Genomic DNA, 19,413 nt, shown 5'->3' with positions numbered 1-19,413 from the left:
ACGGTTGACGTCGAGCTGATCGTTCCGATCGCGATGGAAGAAAAGCTTCGCTTCGCTATCCGCGAAGGCGGCCGCACCGTCGGTGCAGGCATCGTGGCTTCCATCATCGAGTAATCGGAATTATCCCCGATTTTAGGAAAAACCCCGCTGGAAACGGCGGGGTTTTTTCGTTTTCCGGCATGCGGAAACGCTCATGAGATGTTGTAAAAATATCGTTAAGATGTCCCATAACAGTATTTTGTTCATCTAGCGTTCAGAAAGCGTTTTGCGTTCCGGCATTTTTAGTCCAGACTCCTCATTGTAGAGAGGAGAGTAGGATGATTCACAAGGCTACATTCGTTGCGACGATTTTCGCGATGTATGTTTTCACGATGTTTTTCATCGCTGCAATTCCGCAGGAAGTTGTTCAGGCAGCTGGCGTGCAGATAGACGAAATAAGCGTCGTTAAATAGTTGCGTAGCGAGCCGCCGGAGCGTCCGGCGGTGATTGAAATGGCAGGGCAGGCGCTTCCAGTTGGAAGCCCCTGGCCAGAGTAGGTTTGAACCTGCTGACGAGACGCTCGCTTGCTCTTCGCGCGGAAGAGTTTATCTATGCCTCCGATTTCATGACGCGGAGGATATTCCATGAAAAAGCGCATTCTCTTCACCGGCGGTTCGGGCAAGGCGGGACGTCATGCCGTGCCGTGGCTCGTCAATGCCGGATATGAGGTTCATAACGTCGATCTCGTGCCGCTCGAAAGCCCTGGTGTCACCAATCTCACTGCCGACATCACCGACAGTGGCCAGATGTTCAACGTGCTTTCCATGCACCGGGATTTTCCGGATCTGGACGCGGGCAAGGGTGTTCAGCCTTTCGACGCCGTTGTGCATTTCGCGGCAGTGCCGCGCATCCTTATCAAGCCTGATAACGAGACCTTCCGCATTAACACGATGGGCACGTATAATGTCATCGAGGCGGCCGTGAAGCTCGGTATCCGGAAGATCATCGTCGCATCGAGTGAGACGACCTATGGCGTCTGCTTCGCCGAAGGTCATCGCGATTTCCACCAGTTCCCGCTGGATGAGGACTATGATGTCAATCCGATGGATTCCTACGGCCTTTCCAAGGTCCTGAATGAGAAGACCGCGCGTGCTTTTGCCGAGCGGTCCGGCTTCGATATTTACGCGTTGCGCATCGGCAACGTCATCGAGCCGCATGAATACGAGAGGTTTCCGACCTATTTCGCCAATCCGGAAATGCGTAAGCGCATCGCCTGGAGCTATATCGATGCGCGCGATCTCGGACAGATCGTCCACCGCTGCATTGAGAAGGATGGATTGGGCTTCCAGGTCTTCAATGCCGCCAACGACACGGTCTCGGCCAATACGCCATCTCGAGAGCTCGCCAAGCGATTCTACCCGAATGTGCCGTTCACCCGTGAGATCGGCGAATATGAGGGCCTGCTTTCCAACCGGAAGATTCGCGAAGTGCTCGGCTTCAAGGAAGAGCACGACTGGCGGAAATACGTGAAAGTGTGAGTTTCACTGCAGAAAGTCACGCGGCCGGACGCGTTCGATTTCGCGTCCGGTCGTCAAATGTGCTGCTGCAGGGGACTTCTTTCGATTGCCTGCGGAGAATGACTCCGAAAATCGAAAATCGCTCTTGCATATCCCGAGCTGCCGCCTTAAAGGGAGCGCCATGCTTTTCACCGGCTCATGATCGCAAGGTCAACAGGCTGAATGCAAAGCGTAAAGGGGTATAGCTCAGTTGGTAGAGCGGCGGTCTCCAAAACCGCAGGTCGGGGGTTCGAGCCCCTCTGCCCCTGCCATTTTCCTTGAACGGACAGCGCGGACGTCTCGCAGCGTTCCGGCGAGGATTGAGCATATGGCGACAAATTTCGTTAAACATCAGTTTCCCTCTTGTGTATCGGGAAATCGATGTTTATTTAGGGTTCAACAGACACGCGGTGCGTGGGGCTGATAGTTTCAGCTTTACGCGCCGTAATTGCGTGGGCAGTCGATGGCATCCAAATCCAATCCATTCGCGTTTCTGCAGCAGGTTCGCACGGAGACGTCTAAAGTTACATGGCCGTCGCGCCGCGAGACGATGATCTCGACGGTTATGGTGCTGTTTATGGTTGTTTTTGCTGCGCTGTTTTTCTTTGCCGCGGACCAGCTGATTGGCTGGGCGCTGAGCTTCGTGCTCAATACCGGCAACTGATACGGGTGGAGATGAAAATGGCGGCACGTTGGTACATCGTCCACGCATATTCCAATTTTGAAAAGAAGGTGGCTGAGGACATCGAGAACAAGGCTCGCCAGAAGGGGCTTGAGCACCTGTTCGAGAAGATTCTCGTGCCGACCGAAAAGGTGGTGGAAGTGCGTCGCGGCCGCAAGGTCGATTCCGAGCGCAAGTTCTTCCCGGGCTATGTCATGGTTCGCGCCAACCTGACGGATGAAGCCTATCACCTGATCAAGAATACGCCGAAGGTCACGGGCTTCCTTGGCTCTGACAACAAGCCGGTTCCGATTCCGGATTCTGAGGCTGATCGCATCCTCGGTCAGGTTCAGGAAGGTGTCGAACGGCCGAAGGCTTCCGTTACCTTCGAGATCGGCGAGCAGGTTCGTGTATCCGACGGTCCGTTCGCTTCGTTCAACGGCACGGTTCAGGATGTTGACGAAGAGCGTTCGCGCCTGAAGGTGGAAGTGTCGATCTTCGGTCGCGCGACCCCGGTCGAACTGGAATACGCTCAGGTCGAGAAGGTCTGATTTTTTGAGATCGAGGCTCAGTCGCTTGCGGCTGATCCTCGTGCGGCAAATGCCGCATCGCGTGGAAGGTGAGGGGTCTTAGCCGGGCCTCAAGGATCCGAACCACGCAACCGCAGCCGCCGGAGCGATCCGGCATCAGGGCCGGGTGACCGGCCATCAGTGAAAGGCAGAGAGATATGGCTAAGAAAGTTGCAGGCCAGCTCAAGCTGCAGGTCAAGGCAGGATCGGCAAACCCGTCCCCGCCAATCGGCCCGGCACTTGGTCAGCGTGGCATTAACATCATGGAATTCTGCAAGTCGTTCAACGCGGCTACGCAGGAAATGGAAAAGGGTATGCCGATCCCGGTCGTCATCACCTATTACCAGGACAAGTCCTTCACCTTCGTCATGAAGCAGCCGCCAGTCAGCTACTTCCTGAAGAAGGAAGCCAAGATCCAGTCCGGTTCCAAGACCCCGGGCAAGGGCGCAAAGGCCGGTTCGCTCACCAAGGCTCAGATCAAGACGATCGCCGAAGCCAAGATGAAGGACCTGAATGCAGCAGATATCGAAGGTGCAATGGCGATGATCGAGGGCTCTGCCCGCGCCATGGGCCTGGAAGTGGTGGGTTAAGACCATGGCAGGCAAGCGCACTCAGAAGATCAACGAAGGTGTTGATCCCACCAAGCTCTACGCTCTGACGACCGCCATCGGCATGGTCAAGGAACGTGCTGTCGCAAAGTTCGATGAAACCATCGAAGTTTCGATGAACCTCGGCGTTGACCCGCGTCACGCAGACCAGATGGTCCGCGGCGTCGTCAACCTGCCGAACGGCACCGGCCGTACGGTTCGCGTCGCTGTCTTTGCTCGTGGCGTCAAGGCTGATGAAGCCAAGGCTGCCGGCGCAGACGTCGTTGGCGCAGAGGAGCTCGTTGAAATCGTCCAGGGCGGCAAGATCGATTTCGATCGTTGCATCGCAACCCCGGACATGATGCCGCTCGTCGGCCGCCTCGGTAAGGTTCTCGGCCCGCGTGGCATGATGCCGAACCCGAAGGTTGGCACGGTTACGATGGATGTCGCTGGTGCCGTCAAGGCTTCCAAGGGCGGCGCTGTCGAGTTCCGCGTCGAGAAGGCTGGTATCGTTCACGCCGGCATCGGCAAGGCATCTTTCGATGCCAAGGCTCTGGAAGAAAACATCCGTGCCTTCGCTGACGCCGTCATCAAGGCAAAGCCGGCTGGCGCCAAGGGCAACTACGTCAAGCGCGTAGCGCTCTCCTCGACCATGGGTCCGGGCGTCAAGATCGAAGTCGGCTCGGTCACCGCAGCGGTTACCGCTGCTTAAGTTTCATCGGGCTTCGGCCTGATAACAAGAATTCCGGCCTCGTAAAGGGGCCGGAATATTCCGGAGAAATCCGGAATCCTGTCCGAGATTGCAGGTGGTTTTCCCTTAATCACTGTTGCCTGCATGAGACGGGTAAGACCCGAATTGCATGAAGTTCTGCTTCTAGGAAATCGGTTCGAGCCTTGGATGCCTTGTGCCTCTTTTGCCTTTACTGGCGCGGAGCGCGAGGGGACAGGATCCTCAAGCGCCGCTTGGGATCTATTCTGATCCCGGGAGGCAAAGGCAACCCGGTGGGTCCGTTCAACGGTCCCGCCAACTGGAGATAGGCAGTGGAAAGAGCGGAAAAGCGCGAATTCGTCACGGAACTGAACGATGTCTTCAAGGCATCGGGCTCGGTTGTCGTGGCCCACTATGCTGGTGCTACAGTCGCACAGATGAACGATTTTCGTTCGAAGATGCGCGCTGCTGGCGGCACCGTCAAAGTCGCGAAGAACCGCCTGGCCAAAATTGCCCTTCAGGGTACGGAAGCGGAAGGGATCTCCGATCTCTTCAAAGGTCAGACCCTCATTGCTTACAGCAATGATCCGATCACCGCTCCGAAGGTCGTCATGGATTTCGCCAAGACCAACGACAAGATCGTTGTTCTCGGTGGTGCCATGGGAACAACCACGCTCAATGCTGAAGCTGTCAAGTCGCTTGCGACCCTGCCTTCGCTCGATGAGCTGCGTGCGAAGCTGCTGGGCATGATCCAGACACCGGCTACCCGCATCGCTGGGGTTGTTGCAGCACCGGCAAGCCAGCTTGCCCGCGTGTTCGCGGCCTACGCCAAGAAGGACGAAGCCGCTTAAGGCGGTTTTTCGCTGTACAAACTCAACAGTTCGAACCGAACAAAAGGAACTAGAAAAATGGCTGATCTCGCAAAGATCGTTGATGACCTCTCCTCGCTGACCGTCCTGGAAGCCGCTGAGCTTTCCAAGCTGCTCGAAGAAAAGTGGGGCGTTTCCGCCGCTGCTCCGGTAGCTGTTGCTGCCGCTGCTGGTGGTGCAGGTGCTGCTGCTCCGGTCGAAGAAGAAAAGACCGAGTTCGACGTCATCCTCACGGATGCCGGCGCCAACAAGATCAACGTCATCAAGGAAGTCCGCGCCATCACCGGTCTCGGCCTCAAGGAAGCCAAGGACCTCGTCGAAGGCGCTCCGAAGGCTGTCAAGGAAGGCGTTTCCAAGGCTGAAGCTGCTGACATCAAGAAGAAGCTTGAAGACGCTGGCGCAAAGGCTGACGTCAAGTAATCTTGAACTGCTTTTGGGAGGCGGTGTTTGCCGTCTCCCATTTGCCGTTTTTTTGAACGAATTACCCAAAAGCCGCGTGAAAACGGCTTTTGGGTAATGGGTTCTTCAAGAGCATGGTCTCGAACCGAGGCACCAAGGCAATCCGGCCTGGCTGTTTCGGGAGGTGGGACGAGGTTGAACTACTCATTGGTTGACGGGATCGACTGGCCATCGGTTCCCGTCCGTTGCAGGCCCGGATGCAATTTTTGAAGGAGCGACGATGGCTCAGACCCTTTCGTTCAATGGTCGCAGGCGCGTACGCAAGTTTTTTGGTAAAATCCCCGAAGTCGCAGAAATGCCGAACCTCATCGAGGTTCAGAAGGCGTCCTACGACCAGTTTCTGATGGTTGAAGAGCCCAAGGGCGGTCGTCCCGACGAAGGCCTCCAGGCTGTCTTCAAGTCTGTTTTCCCTATCACCGATTTCTCCGGCGCTTCCATGCTGGAGTTCGTGTCCTATGAATTCGAGCCGCCGAAGTTCGACGTCGATGAATGCCGCCAGCGCGACCTGACCTATGCTGCGCCGCTGAAGGTTACTCTCCGTCTCATCGTGTTCGATATTGACGAGGATACGGGCGCGAAGTCGATCAAGGACATCAAGGAACAGTCCGTATACATGGGCGACATGCCGCTCATGACGAACAACGGTACGTTCATCGTGAACGGCACCGAACGCGTGATCGTGTCCCAGATGCACCGCTCGCCGGGCGTCTTCTTCGACCACGACAAGGGCAAGAGCCATTCTTCCGGCAAGCTGCTCTTTGCTGCCCGCGTCATTCCGTACCGCGGTTCCTGGCTCGATATCGAATTCGACGCCAAGGACATCGTCTATGCCCGTATCGACCGCCGCCGCAAGATTCCGGTGACGTCGCTGCTGATGGCCCTCGGCATGGACGGCGAGGAAATCCTCGACACCTTCTACACGAAGTCGCTCTACAAGCGCGACGGCGAAGGCTGGCGCATTCCCTTCAAGCCGGAAACGCTGAAGGGTGCAAAGGCGATCACCGAGATGGTCGACGCCGATACCGGCGAAGTCGTCGTCGAAGCCGGCAAGAAGCTGACCCCGCGTCTGCTCCGCCAGCTCTCCGACAAGGGCCTCAAGGCTCTGAAGGCGACTGACGACGACCTCTATGGCAACTACCTTGCCGAAGACATCGTCAACTACTCGACGGGTGAGATCTATCTCGAAGCCGGCGACGAAATCGACGAGAAGACGCTTGGCATCATCCTCGCGAACCACTTCGACGAGATCCCGGTTCTCGGCATCGACCACATCAATGTCGGCGCCTACATCCGCAACACGCTGACCGCAGACAAGAACGAGAACCGTCAGGACGCTCTGTTCGACATCTACCGCGTCATGCGTCCGGGTGAACCGCCGACCATGGATTCGGCCGAAGCCATGTTCAACTCGCTGTTCTTCGATGCGGAGCGTTATGATCTCTCCGCCGTCGGCCGCGTGAAGATGAACATGCGTCTTGACCTTAGCGTCGAAGACACCGTTCGCATCCTGCGCAAGGACGACATCCTGGCCGTGGTCAAGATGCTTGTCGAACTGCGCGACGGCAAGGGCGAGATCGACGATATCGATAACCTCGGTAACCGCCGCGTCCGCTCGGTCGGCGAGCTGATGGAGAACCAGTACCGTCTCGGCCTGCTTCGCATGGAGCGCGCGATCAAGGAACGCATGTCCTCGATCGAAATCGACACGGTCATGCCGCAGGATCTGATCAACGCCAAGCCGGCTGCTGCGGCCGTCCGCGAGTTCTTTGGTTCCTCGCAGCTGTCGCAGTTCATGGACCAGGTCAACCCGCTGTCGGAAATCACCCACAAGCGCCGTCTCTCGGCTCTTGGCCCGGGCGGTCTGACCCGCGAGCGCGCCGGCTTCGAAGTCCGCGACGTTCATCCGACGCACTACGGCCGCATTTGCCCGATCGAAACGCCGGAAGGCCCGAACATCGGTCTCATCAACTCGCTGGCGACCTTTGCGCGCGTCAACAAGTACGGTTTCATCGAAAGCCCGTACCGTCGTATCGTCGAGGGCAAGGTCACGACTGATGTACTTTATCTCTCCGCCATGGAAGAGGCGAAGTACTACGTTGCCCAGGCCAACGCCGAACTGACGTCGGACGGTTCCTTCGTCGACGAATTCGTCGTCTGCCGTCACGCTGGCGAAGTTATGCTTGCCCCGCGCGACAGCATGAACCTGATGGACGTTTCGCCGAAGCAGGTCGTTTCGGTCGCAGCCGCTCTCATTCCGTTCCTGGAAAACGACGACGCCAACCGCGCTCTCATGGGCTCGAACATGCAGCGTCAGGCCGTTCCGCTTCTGCGCGCTGAAGCGCCGTTCGTCGGTACCGGCATGGAACCGGTCGTCGCCCGCGACTCCGGTGCTGCCATCGGCGCACGCCGCGGCGGTGTGGTCGACCAGGTCGACGCGACGCGTATCGTTATCCGCGCCACGGAAGACCTCGAGGCCGGCAAGTCCGGCGTCGATATCTACCGCCTGCAGAAGTTCCAGCGTTCGAACCAGAACACCTGCGTCAACCAGCGTCCGCTGGTCACCGTCGGTGACGAGGTCAACCGCGGCGACATTCTCGCCGACGGTCCGTCGACGGATCTGGGCGATCTGGCTCTCGGCCGCAACGCGCTCGTCGCGTTCATGCCCTGGAACGGCTACAATTACGAAGACTCGATCCTGCTCTCCGAGCGTATCGTTGCTGACGACGTGTTCACCTCCATCCACATCGAAGAATTCGAAGTGATGGCGCGTGACACCAAGCTTGGTCCGGAAGAAATCACGCGCGATATCCCGAACGTTTCGGAAGAAGCGCTGAAGAACCTCGACGAAGCCGGTATCGTCTACATCGGTGCCGAAGTTCAGCCGGGCGATATCCTCGTCGGCAAGATCACGCCGAAGGGCGAAAGCCCGATGACGCCGGAAGAAAAGCTCCTGCGCGCCATCTTCGGTGAAAAGGCATCCGACGTGCGCGACACGTCCATGCGCATGCCGCCCGGCACCTACGGCACGATCGTCGAAGTGCGCGTCTTCAATCGCCACGGCGTTGAGAAGGACGAGCGCGCGATGGCAATCGAGCGCGAAGAGATCGAGCGTCTGGCAAAGGACCGCGACGACGAGCAGGCGATCCTCGACCGTAACGTCTACGGCCGTCTGATCGACATGCTGCGCGGTCAGTCCTCCATTGCAGGCCCGAAGGGCTTCAAGAAGGGCACCGAGCTGTCAAACGCCGTCGTCTCCGAATATCCCCGCTCGCAGTGGTGGATGTTCGCCGTCGAGGACGAAAAGGTCCAGAGCGAACTCGAAGCACTCCGTGGCCAGTACGACGAATCCAAGTCGCGCCTTGAACAGCGCTTCATGGACAAGGTCGAAAAGGTCCAGCGCGGCGACGAAATGCCTCCGGGTGTCATGAAGATGGTCAAGGTCTTCGTCGCTGTTAAGCGCAAGATCCAGCCGGGTGACAAGATGGCCGGCCGTCACGGCAACAAGGGTGTGGTTTCGCGCATCGTGCCTGTCGAAGACATGCCGTTCCTCGAAGACGGCACGCATGTCGACGTCGTTCTGAATCCGCTCGGCGTGCCTTCGCGCATGAACGTCGGCCAGATTCTCGAGACGCACCTTGGCTGGGCTTGCGCCGGCATGGGTCGTCAGATCGGCGAGATGCTGGAGGCCTACAAGGCCGGCGGCAATATCGAGCCGCTTCGCAAGACGATCGGCGACGTGGTCGGTGACGGTCCGAAGGCCGAACAGGTCAAGGATTTCGACGATGAATCGGTCCTGCGTCTGGCCGACCAGTGGAAGCGTGGCGTGTCCATCGCGACCCCGGTCTTCGACGGTGCGAACGAAGAGAACGTCAATGAGATGCTGCGTCTGGCAGGTCTCAAGGATACTGGTCAGTCGACGCTGTACGACGGTCGTACCGGCGAGCAGTTCGACCGCCAGGTTACGGTTGGCTACATCTACATGCTGAAGCTCAACCACCTGGTCGACGACAAGATCCATGCTCGTTCGATTGGTCCGTACTCGCTCGTCACCCAGCAGCCGCTGGGCGGTAAGGCGCAGTTCGGTGGCCAGCGCTTCGGCGAAATGGAAGTCTGGGCGCTCGAAGCTTACGGCGCAGCCTATACGCTGCAGGAAATGCTGACCGTGAAGTCGGACGACGTTGCCGGCCGCACCAAGGTCTACGAAGCAATCGTCCGTGGCGACGACACCTTCGAGGCCGGCATTCCGGAAAGCTTCAACGTTCTCGTCAAGGAAATGCGCTCGCTGGGTCTCTCGGTCGAGCTCGAAAATTCCAAGGTCGAGGACCTGCAGGGCGCAAGCCAGCTGCCGGATGCTGCCGAGTAACCACTTGATAGGGTGTGCGCCTTAATAGGGCGCACACCGTTCCCGCCGTGGCCCCGTAACGTGTTGGCCGGGCAGGGACGCTTTCGCCGCATTTTGCGGTTATTGTCGTTTAAGCGATGGCGCGGCTCCCGGGAATTTGCCGCCAACCTCGCAAGCTAAGGGCGCTTTCGCCCATGAAGGAGACAGGCATGAACCAAGAGGTCATGAATCTTTTCAATCCGCAGGTGCCTGCACAGAATTTCGATTCCATCCGGATTTCGATCGCCTCTCCGGAGAAGATTCTTTCCTGGTCCTACGGTGAGATCAAGAAGCCGGAAACCATCAACTACCGCACGTTCAAGCCGGAACGCGACGGACTCTTCTGCGCGCGCATCTTCGGGCCGATCAAGGACTACGAGTGCCTGTGCGGCAAGTACAAGCGCATGAAGTACAAGGGCATCATCTGCGAAAAGTGCGGCGTCGAAGTCACGCTGTCGCGCGTTCGCCGTGAGCGCATGGGCCATATCGAGCTCGCCGCTCCTGTTGCCCACATCTGGTTCCTGAAGTCGCTGCCGAGCCGCATCTCCACGCTGCTCGACATGACGCTGAAGGATGTCGAGCGCGTTCTCTACTTCGAAAACTACATCGTCACGGAGCCGGGTCTTACTGCCCTGAAGGAGCATCAGCTTCTTTCGGAAGAAGAATACATGCTCGCCGTCGACGAATACGGCGAAGACCAGTTCACGGCTATGATCGGTGCTGAAGCTATCTATGAGATGCTGGCATCGATGAACCTCGAAAAGATCGCTGGCGATCTGCGCGCCGAGCTTGCCGACACCACGTCGGATCTCAAGCAGAAGAAGCTGATGAAGCGCCTGAAGATCGTCGAGAACTTCATGGAATCCGGCAACCGCCCGGAATGGATGATCATGAAGGTCGTTCCGGTCATCCCGCCGGATCTGCGCCCGCTGGTTCCGCTCGATGGCGGCCGTTTCGCGACGTCGGATCTGAACGATCTGTACCGCCGCGTCATCAACCGTAACAACCGTCTGAAGCGCCTGATCGAACTGCGCGCTCCGGGCATCATCATCCGCAACGAAAAGCGCATGCTGCAGGAATCTGTCGATGCGCTCTTCGATAACGGCCGCCGTGGCCGCGTCATCACCGGCGCCAACAAGCGTCCGCTGAAGTCGCTGTCCGACATGCTCAAGGGCAAGCAGGGCCGCTTCCGTCAGAACCTGCTCGGCAAGCGCGTCGACTATTCCGGTCGTTCGGTCATCGTGACCGGTCCGGAACTGAAGCTGCATCAGTGCGGTCTTCCGAAGAAGATGGCGCTCGAGCTCTTCAAGCCGTTCATCTACGCCCGCCTCGACGCCAAGGGTTATTCCTCGACCGTCAAGCAGGCCAAGAAGCTGGTCGAAAAGGAAAAGCCGGAAGTCTGGGATATCCTCGACGAGGTCATCCGCGAGCATCCGGTTCTGCTGAACCGCGCACCGACGCTGCACCGCCTGGGTATCCAGGCCTTCGAACCTACCCTGGTCGAAGGCAAGGCCATCCAGCTGCACCCGCTCGTCTGCACGGCCTTCAACGCCGACTTCGACGGTGACCAGATGGCCGTTCACGTGCCGCTGTCGCTCGAAGCCCAGCTCGAAGCCCGCGTTCTGATGATGTCGACGAACAACATCCTGCACCCGGCAAACGGTGCACCGATCATCGTTCCGTCGCAGGACATGGTTCTCGGCCTCTACTACCTGTCGATCATGAACCAGAACGAGCCGGGCGAAGGCATGGCCTTCTCCGATCTCGGCGAGCTGCACCACGCCCTCGAAACCAAGGTCGTGACGCTGCACACCAAGATCCGCGGCCGCTTCAAGTCGATCGGCGAGGACGGCAAGCCCTACTCGAAGATCTATGAAACGACGCCGGGCCGCCTGCTCATCGGTGAACTCCTGCCGAAGAACGGCAAGGTGACCTTTGATATCTGCAACCAGGAAATGACCAAGAAGAACATCTCCAGGATGATCGACGCGGTCTACCGTCATTGCGGCCAGAAGGACACGGTCATCTTCTGTGACCGCATCATGCAGCTCGGCTTCAGCCACGCCTGCCGCGCCGGCATTTCGTTCGGCAAGGACGACATGGTCATCCCGGACACCAAGGCCAAGATTGTTAACGACACCGAAAACCTGGTGAAGGAATACGAGCAGCAGTACAACGACGGTCTCATTACCCAGGGCGAAAAGTACAACAAGGTTGTCGACGCCTGGGGTAAGGCCACCGAAAAGGTCGCCGAAGAGATGATGGCCCGCATTAAGGCTGTCGAGTTCGATCCGGCGACCGGTCGTCAGAAGCCGATGAACTCGATCTACATGATGTCACACTCGGGCGCCCGCGGTTCTCCGAACCAGATGCGTCAGTTGGGCGGCATGCGCGGCCTCATGGCCAAGCCGTCGGGTGAAATCATCGAGACGCCGATCATCTCGAACTTCAAGGAAGGCCTGACCGTCAACGAGTACTTCAACTCGACGCACGGTGCCCGTAAGGGTCTGGCAGACACCGCCTTGAAGACCGCAAACTCCGGTTACCTGACCCGCCGTCTCGTCGACGTCGCGCAGGATTGCATCGTCACGCACGTCGATTGCGGTACCGAAACTGGCCTCACCATGACCGCCATCGTCGATGCCGGTCAGGTCGTTGCTTCGCTCGGCGCCCGCATCCTCGGCCGTACGGCTCTCGATCACATCGACCATCCGATCACCGGCGAACGCATCGTCGATGCCGGCAAGATGATCCTCGAGCCTGATGTCGTCGAGATCGAGAAGGCTGGTATCCAGTCGATCCGTATCCGTTCGGCCCTGACCTGCGAAATCCAGACGGGCGTCTGCTCTGTTTGCTACGGCCGCGACCTTGCTCGCGGTACGCCTGTCAACATGGGCGAAGCCGTCGGCGTCATCGCCGCTCAGTCGATCGGTGAACCGGGCACGCAGCTCACCATGCGCACGTTCCACCTTGGTGGCACGGCAACGGTGGTTGACCAGTCGTTCCTGGAAGCTTCGTACGAAGGTACGGTGCAGATCAAGAACCGCAACATCCTGCGCAACTCCGATGGCAATCTTGTTGCCATGGGCCGCAACATGACCGTTCAGATCCTGGACGAGCGTGGCGTGGAACGCTCCTCGCAGCGTGTTGCCTACGGTTCGAAGCTGCATGTCGACGAAGGCGACAAGGTCAAGCGCGGTCAGCGTCTGGCAGAGTGGGACCCCTACACCCGTCCGATGATGACGGAAGTGGCCGGTACCGTTCAGTTCGAAGACGTCGTCGATGGTCTCTCTGTTCTCGAAGCGACCGACGAATCCACCGGTATCACCAAGCGTCAGGTTATCGACTGGCGTTCGACCCCGCGTGGTTCGGACCTGAAGCCGGCCATCGTCATCAAGGATGCCAGCGGCAATGTCGCAAAGCTGTCCCGTGGTGGCGAAGCCCGCTTCCTGCTTTCGGTCGACGCGATCCTGTCGGTCGAGCCAGGCACGAAGGTCTCCCAGGGTGACGTTCTTGCTCGTTCGCCGCTGGAAAGCGCCAAGACCAAGGACATCACCGGTGGTCTGCCGCGTGTCGCAGAACTGTTCGAAGCCCGTCGTCCGAAGGACCATGCCATCATCGCAGAGATCGATGGTACGATCCGCCTCGGCCGCGACTACAAGAACAAGCGTCGCGTTATCATCGAGCCGGCAGAAGACGGTGTCGAGCCTGTCGAATACCTGATCCCGAAGGGCAAGCCCTTCCACCTTCAGGAAGGCGACTATATCGAAAAGGGTGACTACATCCTCGACGGTAACCCGGCTCCGCACGACATCCTGGCAATCAAGGGCGTGGAAGCCTTGGCTTCCTACCTCGTCAACGAGATCCAGGAAGTCTATCGTCTGCAGGGCGTTGTCATCAACGACAAGCACATCGAAGTGATTGTCCGTCAGATGCTGCAGAAGGTGGAAATCACCGATGCAGGCGACTCGACCTATATCGTCGGCGACAACGTCGACCGTATCGAGCTCGAGGACGTCAACGACCAGCTCATCGAGGAAGGCAAGAAGCCTGCCAGCGGCGATCCGGTTCTGCTCGGCATCACCAAGGCATCGCTGCAGACCCCGTCCTTCATCTCGGCCGCGTCCTTCCAGGAAACGACCAAGGTGCTGACGGAAGCTGCGATCGCCGGCAAGACCGACGGCCTCCAGGGCCTGAAGGAAAACGTCATCGTCGGCCGCCTGATCCCGGCCGGTACCGGTGGCACCATGACCCAGATCCGCCGCATCGCGACGGCTCGCGACGACCTGATCCTGGAAGAGCGCCGCAAGGGCACCGGGGCAGGGGTCGCAACGCCGATGCTGCAGGACCTCGCGAACGAAAGCGCTCCTGCTGCCGAGTAATCGTCAGTTCGAGACATCCAGAATAAAAGCCGCCCGGAGAAATCCGGGCGGCTTTTCTTTGTCGGGAGTTCGGTCGATGAGTTATCGGGAACGGTTCCACGCCGGGAGGTTCACGGCAGCAAATGACAAAGACGCCGGAAACGACGGCGGCTTCTCCGAAATTATCGCTAAAGCTTAGAGGCCGAGCGCGCTGCGCAGCTCGGTCTTGGCCGCTTCATATTCGGCCTTGTAGTCGTCGTGCTGCATGATCGTCTGGGCGATCACGATGCCGGAAATCCGACCGGCTTCGATATCGGTCGGGTAATGGATGCCGCCGACGACGCGGTTCCAGCCATACTCCCAGGCACGGGCCATGATCGCATCCTTCTTTTCCGGAACCATGTCGGAGAGCACGACACCCATCAGCGTGCCGACTGTGGTGTGGCCGGACGGATAGGAGCCGGACTTGGAAAGCGGAACGACCGGCTTGACGAGTTCAGGATAGAGCAGGTGCGGACGCGTGCGCTTCCACACATCCTTGGCCGGATCGACGACAGCGGCTTCAGTTTCGACGACGCGATCGAAGAAAGCGGAGAACTTCGGCAGGTTTTCCTTGGTGAACTTCGGATTGTTGATCACGTCGGAATAGCGCCAGACATTTTCTTCGGCGTCGGCAACGGCGCGATCGACCATTTCGGGCGTGCGGGTGACCTGGATGGTCAGGACCTCACCGATCTCGGCCTTGGTCTTGGCCGAGTCATTGGCCGGCGGCGGCGGCAGCAGGTCTAGTAGATTGACTTCCTTGGCATCGGTGAAAGGCTTTGCCTTGTCTTCGGCAAAAACCGGCGATGCGATCGTGACAGCAAACGCAAGGCCGAGCGCGACGAATTTCGAGATATTCCGCATGGTAACTCCTTTGGGGCAATGATTACAATCAGGCTCTAGCCAATGATTGTTTTGTTCGCGTGACACTTCGCATGGCCTCTGCGACGTCGGCTGGCCGAGAGATGGATTGTCAGCGACCACCTCAAATGGAAGTCGATATCTACGGTTGCCGGAAGATGCCCGAACGCGGACAGAGCGCTGCGGCGGTGTACATTTTGAGGTGCGCAGAAGGATGGATGTTGAACTTGTTGGGCCAGTGGCGAGGGTATCGCGGGAGCCCGCCACGCTCATTGATATCGGCCAGCGGAAAGGCGAGGGCGGGAGGATTAGGCCTGCGCCGGCGCGCAGGCTCTATTCTCTATATATAGGCTTAGCTGAAGCGGATGATCGAAACTTCGCCGTCCAGGGCACCCTGATAGGCAGAAGCATGCGGCTCTTCGGAGGGGACTTCGGTCAGCATGCCGATCTGGTCGAGATCGGCCTCGATGAAGCCTTCCTCGGCGAGCGCGTTCAGAGCCTCGCGCACGGCGCTATCGTCATCGGCGGCCTTCAGCATGACGTGCAGGTCTACGCCCTCGCTCGTGTCGGATTCGTAGCCCTTGCCGATGATGATGAAGATCATCGGTCCGTCGAAATTGTTGTCGTTGTCCGGTGTACCGATCATCTTTTGTCCTTCGGCTCTCTAAGAATCGCAATATGCAGGTCCCATATAAGGGCTTGATGTCTGCAAATATTGATTCCTATCTGTTTTTGCGGCAATGCCCAAGTTTATCTTGGGTGACATCCTTAATCGACCTGAAGGCCCTCGAAACAGGGCGTTTACCGGGCTTTTCAAGCCATTGAGCCGGAGATTATTTCTTAACCGGCCTTGACGAACTGGGTGGAAACCAGTAGTACGCCCGCCATCAGATCCAATGTGAGGTTTGGCTGTTCGGGGCGACGCGCTCTGAAGATCGCCTCAAACAAGGTTCTAAACGCACGTTGAAGTCATGATGCTGCACGCATGACGCATCTTTTTTGCGTCCTCTGCTCTATGTGGTCCATCTGCGGAAGCGGATCGGGCCATATTTTGCGCATTGAGGGAAATATGTGTGGCAATGCCGGAAACGGCGAAGTTCGAGCCCGCAAGGGTACTGAGACAAACGTAAGGGATGGTTGAATGCCTACCGTAAACCAGCTGATCCGCAAGCCTCGCCAGGCGAACGTAAAGCGTAACAAGGTTCCCGCTCTTCAGGAGAACCCGCAGAAGCGCGGCGTTTGCACCCGCGTCTACACCACGACGCCGAAGAAGCCGAACTCGGCTCTGCGTAAGGTTGCAAAGATCCGCCTCACCAACGGCTTCGAAGTCATTGGTTACATCCCCGGTGAAGGTCATAACCTTCAGGAACACTCTGTCGTCATGATCCGTGGCGGCCGCGTAAAGGACCTTCCGGGTGTCCGTTATCACATCATCCGCGGCGTTCTCGATACCCAGGGTGTCAAGAACCGCAAGCAGCGCCGTTCCAAGTACGGTGCGAAGCGTCCGAAGTAATTTCGCCCCGGGCGATACCGCCCGGAAAGGCTTGAAAGTGAAATCCCCGGCGCTGCGCGAAGTCCTCCGCGTGGTAGAGCGCCTTAACAGTTAAAGAGACGAGAAGTATGTCCAGACGCCATAAAGCAGAAAAGCGCGAGATCAATCCGGACCCGAAGTTCGGTGACCTCGTTGTTACGAAGTTCATGAATGCCATCATGCTGGACGGCAAGAAGTCCGTCGCCGAAAGCATCGTCTATGGCGCGTTTGACTCCGTACAGGGCAAGTCGAAGCAGGAGCCGCTGACGGTTTTCCATTCCGCGCTCGACAACATTGCTCCGCACGTTGAAGTCCGTTCGCGCCGCGTCGGTGGTGCGACCTACCAGGTTCCGGTCGATGTTCGTCCGGAGCGCCGCCAGGCTCTTGCTATCCGCTGGCTGATCGCTGCTGCTCGCAAGCGCAACGAGACCACCATGATCGATCGTCTTTCGGGCGAACTTCTCGACGCATCCAACAACCGCGGTTCCGCGGTCAAGAAGCGCGAAGACACGCACAAGATGGCTGATGCCAACCGCGCGTTCTCGCATTATCGCTGGTAATCCCGAACGATATCGAAAGGCAGTCCATAATGGCTCGCGAATATAAGATCGAAGACTACCGCAATTTCGGTATCATGGCGCACATCGACGCCGGCAAGACCACGACCACCGAGCGTATCCTTTATTACACCGGCAAGTCGCACAAGATCGGTGAAGTCCACGATGGCGCAGCCACGATGGACTGGATGGAGCAGGAGCAGGAACGCGGCATCACGATCACCTCCGCCGCGACCACGACCTTCTGGAAGGGTCGTGACGGCAAGATGCGCCGCTTCAACATCATCGACACCCCCGGCCACGTCGACTTCACCATTGAAGTCGAGCGTTCGCTGCGCGTTCTCGACGGCGCCATTGCGCTGCTCGACGCCAACGCCGGTGTTGAGCCGCAGACGGAAACCGTCTGGCGTCAGGCCGAGAAGTACAACGTTCCGCGCATGATCTTCTGCAACAAGATGGACAAGACTGGCGCGGACTTCTACCGCTCGGTCGAGATGATCAAGACCCGTCTTGGTGCGATCGCTGTCGTCATGCAGCTGCCGATCGGCGCTGAAAGCGACTTCAAGGGCGTTATCGACCTGGTCGAGATGAACGCTCTCATCTGGCGCGACGAATCGCTCGGCGCCCAGTGGGACGTCGTTGAGATCCCGGAAGACATGAAGGCCAAGGCTGAAGAATATCGCGAAAAGCTGATCGAGACCGTTGTCGAGATCGACGAAGCCGCGATGGAAGCCTACCTCGAAGGCAACATGCCCGACAACGACAAGATCCGCGAACTCGTTCGTCGCGGCACGATCGACGTCAAGTTCCACCCGATGTTCTGCGGCACTGCCTTCAAGAACAAGGGCGTTCAGCCGCTTCTCGACGCCGTTGTCGACTACCTGCCGTCGCCGCTCGACATTCCGGCGATCAAGGGCATTGACTTCAAGACGGAAGCCGAAATCGAGCGTCATGCAGACGATGCCGAGCCGCTTTCCATGCTCGCGTTCAAGATCATGAACGACCCCTTCGTCGGTTCGCTCACCTTCGCCCGTATCTATTCCGGCAAGCTCGAAAAGGGTTCGTCGGTCATGAACACGGTCAAGGACAAGCGCGAGCGCGTCGGCCGCATGCTGCAGATGCACTCCAACTCGCGTGAAGACATCGAAGAAGCCTTTGCCGGCGACATCGTTGCTCTCGCAGGTCTCAAGGAAACCACGACTGGCGATACGCTCTGCGACCCGCTGAAGCCGGTTATCCTCGAGCGCATGGAGTTCCCGGAGCCGGTCATCCAGATCGCTATCGAGCCGAAGTCCAAGGGCGACCAGGAAAAGATGGGCCTCGCGCTCAACCGTCTGGCTGCAGAAGATCCGTCGTTCCGCGTGAAGACGGACCAGGAATCCGGTCAGACGATCATTGCCGGCATGGGCGAACTGCATCTCGACATCATCGTCGACCGCATGCGCCGCGAGTTCAAGGTCGAAGCAAACGTCGGTGCGCCGCAGGTTGCTTACCGCGAAACCATCACGCGCCAGCACGAAGAAGATTACACGCACAAGAAGCAGTCCGGTGGTACCGGCCAGTTCGCGCGCGTCAAGATCGTCTTCGAACCGAACCCGGACGGCGAAGACTTCAAGTTCGAATCCAAGATCGTCGGCGGTGCTGTTCCGAAGGAATACATCCCGGGCGTTCAGAAGGGTATCGAAAGCGTTCTGTCTTCCGGCCCGCTGGCTGGCTTCCCGATGCTGGGCGTCAAGGCGACCCTCATCGATGGCGCCTTCCACGACGTTGACTCCTCGGTCCTGGCGTTCGAAATCGCTTCCCGCGCTTGCTTCCGTGAAGCAGCAAAGAAGGCCGGCGCTCAGCTCCTCGAGCCGATGATGAAGGTCGAAGTTGTTACCCCGGAAGATTACGTCGGCGACGTTATCGGCGACCTCAACTCCCGTCGTGGTCAGATCCAGGGTCAGGAAAGCCGCGGTGTGGCCGTTGTTATCAACGCCAACGTCCCGCTGGCCAACATGTTCAAGTACGTCGATAACCTGCGCTCCATGTCGCAGGGCCGTGCTCAGTACACGATGACCTTCGATCACTACTCGCCGGTCCCGTCGAACGTCGCAACCGAAATCCAGGCAAAGTATTCCGGTCAGAAGTGACCGGAATACCAATTGACCGATAACAAGAATTAGCGCCCCTCGGGGCCAAAGAATGGAGAGCCGAAAATGGCAAAGAGTAAGTTTGAGCGCAACAAGCCGCACGTCAACATTGGCACGATCGGCCACGTTGACCACGGCAAGACGTCTCTGACGGCAGCG

At 58.4% G+C, this 19,413-nt stretch carries 16 protein-coding genes, 1 tRNA gene and 1 pseudogene; 16 read left to right on the top strand and 2 right to left on the bottom strand.

Annotated features, from left to right (window positions below; translation table 11 throughout):
• The 12 genes and pseudogenes from FHX06_RS35365 to rpoC form a co-directional block, all read left to right on the top strand.
• Nucleotides 1–114 (top strand): annotated as a pseudogene (locus tag FHX06_RS35365) (elongation factor Tu); the annotation flags it as partial.
• 203 nt (nt 115–317) lie between these two features.
• Nucleotides 318–452, top strand: coding sequence for a hypothetical protein (locus tag FHX06_RS36150; protein ID WP_281413488.1), 135 nt, complete (start codon nt 318–320; stop codon nt 450–452).
• 171 nt (nt 453–623) lie between these two features.
• Nucleotides 624–1,517, top strand: coding sequence for an NAD-dependent epimerase/dehydratase family protein (locus FHX06_RS35360; protein ID WP_112547867.1), 894 nt, complete (start codon nt 624–626; stop codon nt 1,515–1,517).
• 214 nt (nt 1,518–1,731) lie between these two features.
• A tRNA-Trp gene (locus FHX06_RS35355) sits at nt 1,732–1,807 on the top strand.
• Nucleotides 1,808–1,998: 191 nt separating this feature from the next.
• On the top strand, nt 1,999–2,199 hold the full coding sequence (gene secE, locus FHX06_RS35350; protein WP_007817110.1) for a preprotein translocase subunit SecE: 201 nt from the start codon (nt 1,999–2,001) through the stop codon (nt 2,197–2,199).
• Nucleotides 2,200–2,216: 17 nt separating this feature from the next.
• Nucleotides 2,217–2,747, top strand: a complete 531-nt coding sequence (gene nusG / locus FHX06_RS35345) for a transcription termination/antitermination protein NusG (protein WP_112547866.1) — start codon at nt 2,217–2,219, stop codon at nt 2,745–2,747.
• A gap of 176 nt (nt 2,748–2,923) precedes the next feature.
• Complete coding sequence (gene rplK / locus FHX06_RS35340) at nt 2,924–3,355, top strand: 50S ribosomal protein L11 (protein ID WP_037110089.1); 432 nt, start codon at nt 2,924–2,926, stop codon at nt 3,353–3,355.
• Nucleotides 3,356–3,359: 4 nt separating this feature from the next.
• A complete protein-coding gene (rplA, locus tag FHX06_RS35335) occupies nt 3,360–4,064 on the top strand; it encodes a 50S ribosomal protein L1 (protein WP_112547864.1) in 705 nt (234 codons plus the stop codon).
• A gap of 329 nt (nt 4,065–4,393) precedes the next feature.
• A complete protein-coding gene (rplJ, locus tag FHX06_RS35330; RefSeq protein WP_112547863.1) occupies nt 4,394–4,912 on the top strand; it encodes a 50S ribosomal protein L10 in 519 nt (172 codons plus the stop codon).
• A 57-nt stretch (nt 4,913–4,969) separates the two neighbouring features.
• Nucleotides 4,970–5,350 carry a 50S ribosomal protein L7/L12 gene (gene rplL, locus FHX06_RS35325; protein ID WP_009994538.1) on the top strand — a complete coding sequence of 127 codons (381 nt, stop codon included), beginning with the start codon at nt 4,970–4,972 and terminating at the stop codon, nt 5,348–5,350.
• Between the two features lie 259 nt (nt 5,351–5,609).
• On the top strand, nt 5,610–9,752 hold the full coding sequence (rpoB, locus tag FHX06_RS35320; RefSeq protein ID WP_113205175.1) for a DNA-directed RNA polymerase subunit beta: 4,143 nt from the start codon (nt 5,610–5,612) through the stop codon (nt 9,750–9,752).
• 188 nt (nt 9,753–9,940) lie between these two features.
• Nucleotides 9,941–14,152 (top strand): DNA-directed RNA polymerase subunit beta', encoded by a 4,212-nt coding sequence (gene rpoC / locus FHX06_RS35315; RefSeq protein ID WP_113205174.1) that lies wholly within the window; start codon nt 9,941–9,943, stop codon nt 14,150–14,152.
• A gap of 174 nt (nt 14,153–14,326) precedes the next feature.
• Here the strand turns inward: rpoC and FHX06_RS35310 are convergent, their stop codons facing one another.
• Both FHX06_RS35310 and FHX06_RS35305 read right to left on the bottom strand, forming a co-directional pair.
• A complete protein-coding gene (locus FHX06_RS35310; RefSeq protein WP_113117994.1) occupies nt 14,327–15,037 on the bottom strand; it encodes an acid phosphatase in 711 nt (236 codons plus the stop codon).
• A gap of 349 nt (nt 15,038–15,386) precedes the next feature.
• Nucleotides 15,387–15,680 carry a transcriptional regulator gene (locus FHX06_RS35305; protein ID WP_112547859.1) on the bottom strand — a complete coding sequence of 98 codons (294 nt, stop codon included), beginning with the start codon at nt 15,678–15,680 and terminating at the stop codon, nt 15,387–15,389.
• Between the two features lie 495 nt (nt 15,681–16,175).
• On the opposite strand from FHX06_RS35305, the gene rpsL reads away from it, so the two are divergent.
• From rpsL to FHX06_RS35285, 4 genes are all read left to right on the top strand, one after another.
• Entirely contained in the window at nt 16,176–16,547 is a 372-nt protein-coding gene (rpsL, locus tag FHX06_RS35300) for a 30S ribosomal protein S12 (RefSeq protein WP_003547537.1), read from the top strand.
• A gap of 107 nt (nt 16,548–16,654) precedes the next feature.
• Nucleotides 16,655–17,125, top strand: coding sequence for a 30S ribosomal protein S7 (rpsG, locus tag FHX06_RS35295; RefSeq protein WP_007817128.1), 471 nt, complete (start codon nt 16,655–16,657; stop codon nt 17,123–17,125).
• Between the two features lie 29 nt (nt 17,126–17,154).
• The gene (gene fusA, locus FHX06_RS35290; protein ID WP_112547858.1) at nt 17,155–19,254 is read left to right on the top strand and encodes an elongation factor G; all 2,100 of its coding nucleotides are present in this window, start codon (nt 17,155–17,157) and stop codon (nt 19,252–19,254) included.
• A 66-nt stretch (nt 19,255–19,320) separates the two neighbouring features.
• Nucleotides 19,321–19,413: GTP-binding protein (locus FHX06_RS35285; protein ID WP_018010120.1), on the top strand; the 93-nt coding region annotated here is incomplete at its 3' end.

This window comes from Rhizobium sp. BK512 (assembly GCF_014194915.1).
In the GTDB taxonomy this organism is placed as follows: Bacteria; Pseudomonadota; Alphaproteobacteria; order Rhizobiales; family Rhizobiaceae; genus Rhizobium.
Note: the sequence above shows the minus strand (reverse complement) of the source record. Positions and strands in the feature narration are given on the sequence as shown.

Coding starts and splice junctions, on each gene's coding strand:
- FHX06_RS36150 (WP_281413488.1), top strand. CDS start 318: ATGATTCACAAGGCTACATTCGTTGCGACGATTTTCGCGATGTATGTT.
- FHX06_RS35360 (WP_112547867.1), top strand. CDS start 624: ATGAAAAAGCGCATTCTCTTCACCGGCGGTTCGGGCAAGGCGGGACGT.
- secE (WP_007817110.1), top strand. CDS start 1,999: ATGGCATCCAAATCCAATCCATTCGCGTTTCTGCAGCAGGTTCGCACG.
- nusG (WP_112547866.1), top strand. CDS start 2,217: ATGGCGGCACGTTGGTACATCGTCCACGCATATTCCAATTTTGAAAAG.
- rplK (WP_037110089.1), top strand. CDS start 2,924: ATGGCTAAGAAAGTTGCAGGCCAGCTCAAGCTGCAGGTCAAGGCAGGA.
- rplA (WP_112547864.1), top strand. CDS start 3,360: ATGGCAGGCAAGCGCACTCAGAAGATCAACGAAGGTGTTGATCCCACC.
- rplL (WP_009994538.1), top strand. CDS start 4,970: ATGGCTGATCTCGCAAAGATCGTTGATGACCTCTCCTCGCTGACCGTC.
- rpoB (WP_113205175.1), top strand. CDS start 5,610: ATGGCTCAGACCCTTTCGTTCAATGGTCGCAGGCGCGTACGCAAGTTT.
- rpoC (WP_113205174.1), top strand. CDS start 9,941: ATGAACCAAGAGGTCATGAATCTTTTCAATCCGCAGGTGCCTGCACAG.
- FHX06_RS35310 (WP_113117994.1), bottom strand. CDS start 15,037: ATGCGGAATATCTCGAAATTCGTCGCGCTCGGCCTTGCGTTTGCTGTC.
- FHX06_RS35305 (WP_112547859.1), bottom strand. CDS start 15,680: ATGATCGGTACACCGGACAACGACAACAATTTCGACGGACCGATGATC.
- rpsL (WP_003547537.1), top strand. CDS start 16,176: ATGCCTACCGTAAACCAGCTGATCCGCAAGCCTCGCCAGGCGAACGTA.
- rpsG (WP_007817128.1), top strand. CDS start 16,655: ATGTCCAGACGCCATAAAGCAGAAAAGCGCGAGATCAATCCGGACCCG.
- fusA (WP_112547858.1), top strand. CDS start 17,155: ATGGCTCGCGAATATAAGATCGAAGACTACCGCAATTTCGGTATCATG.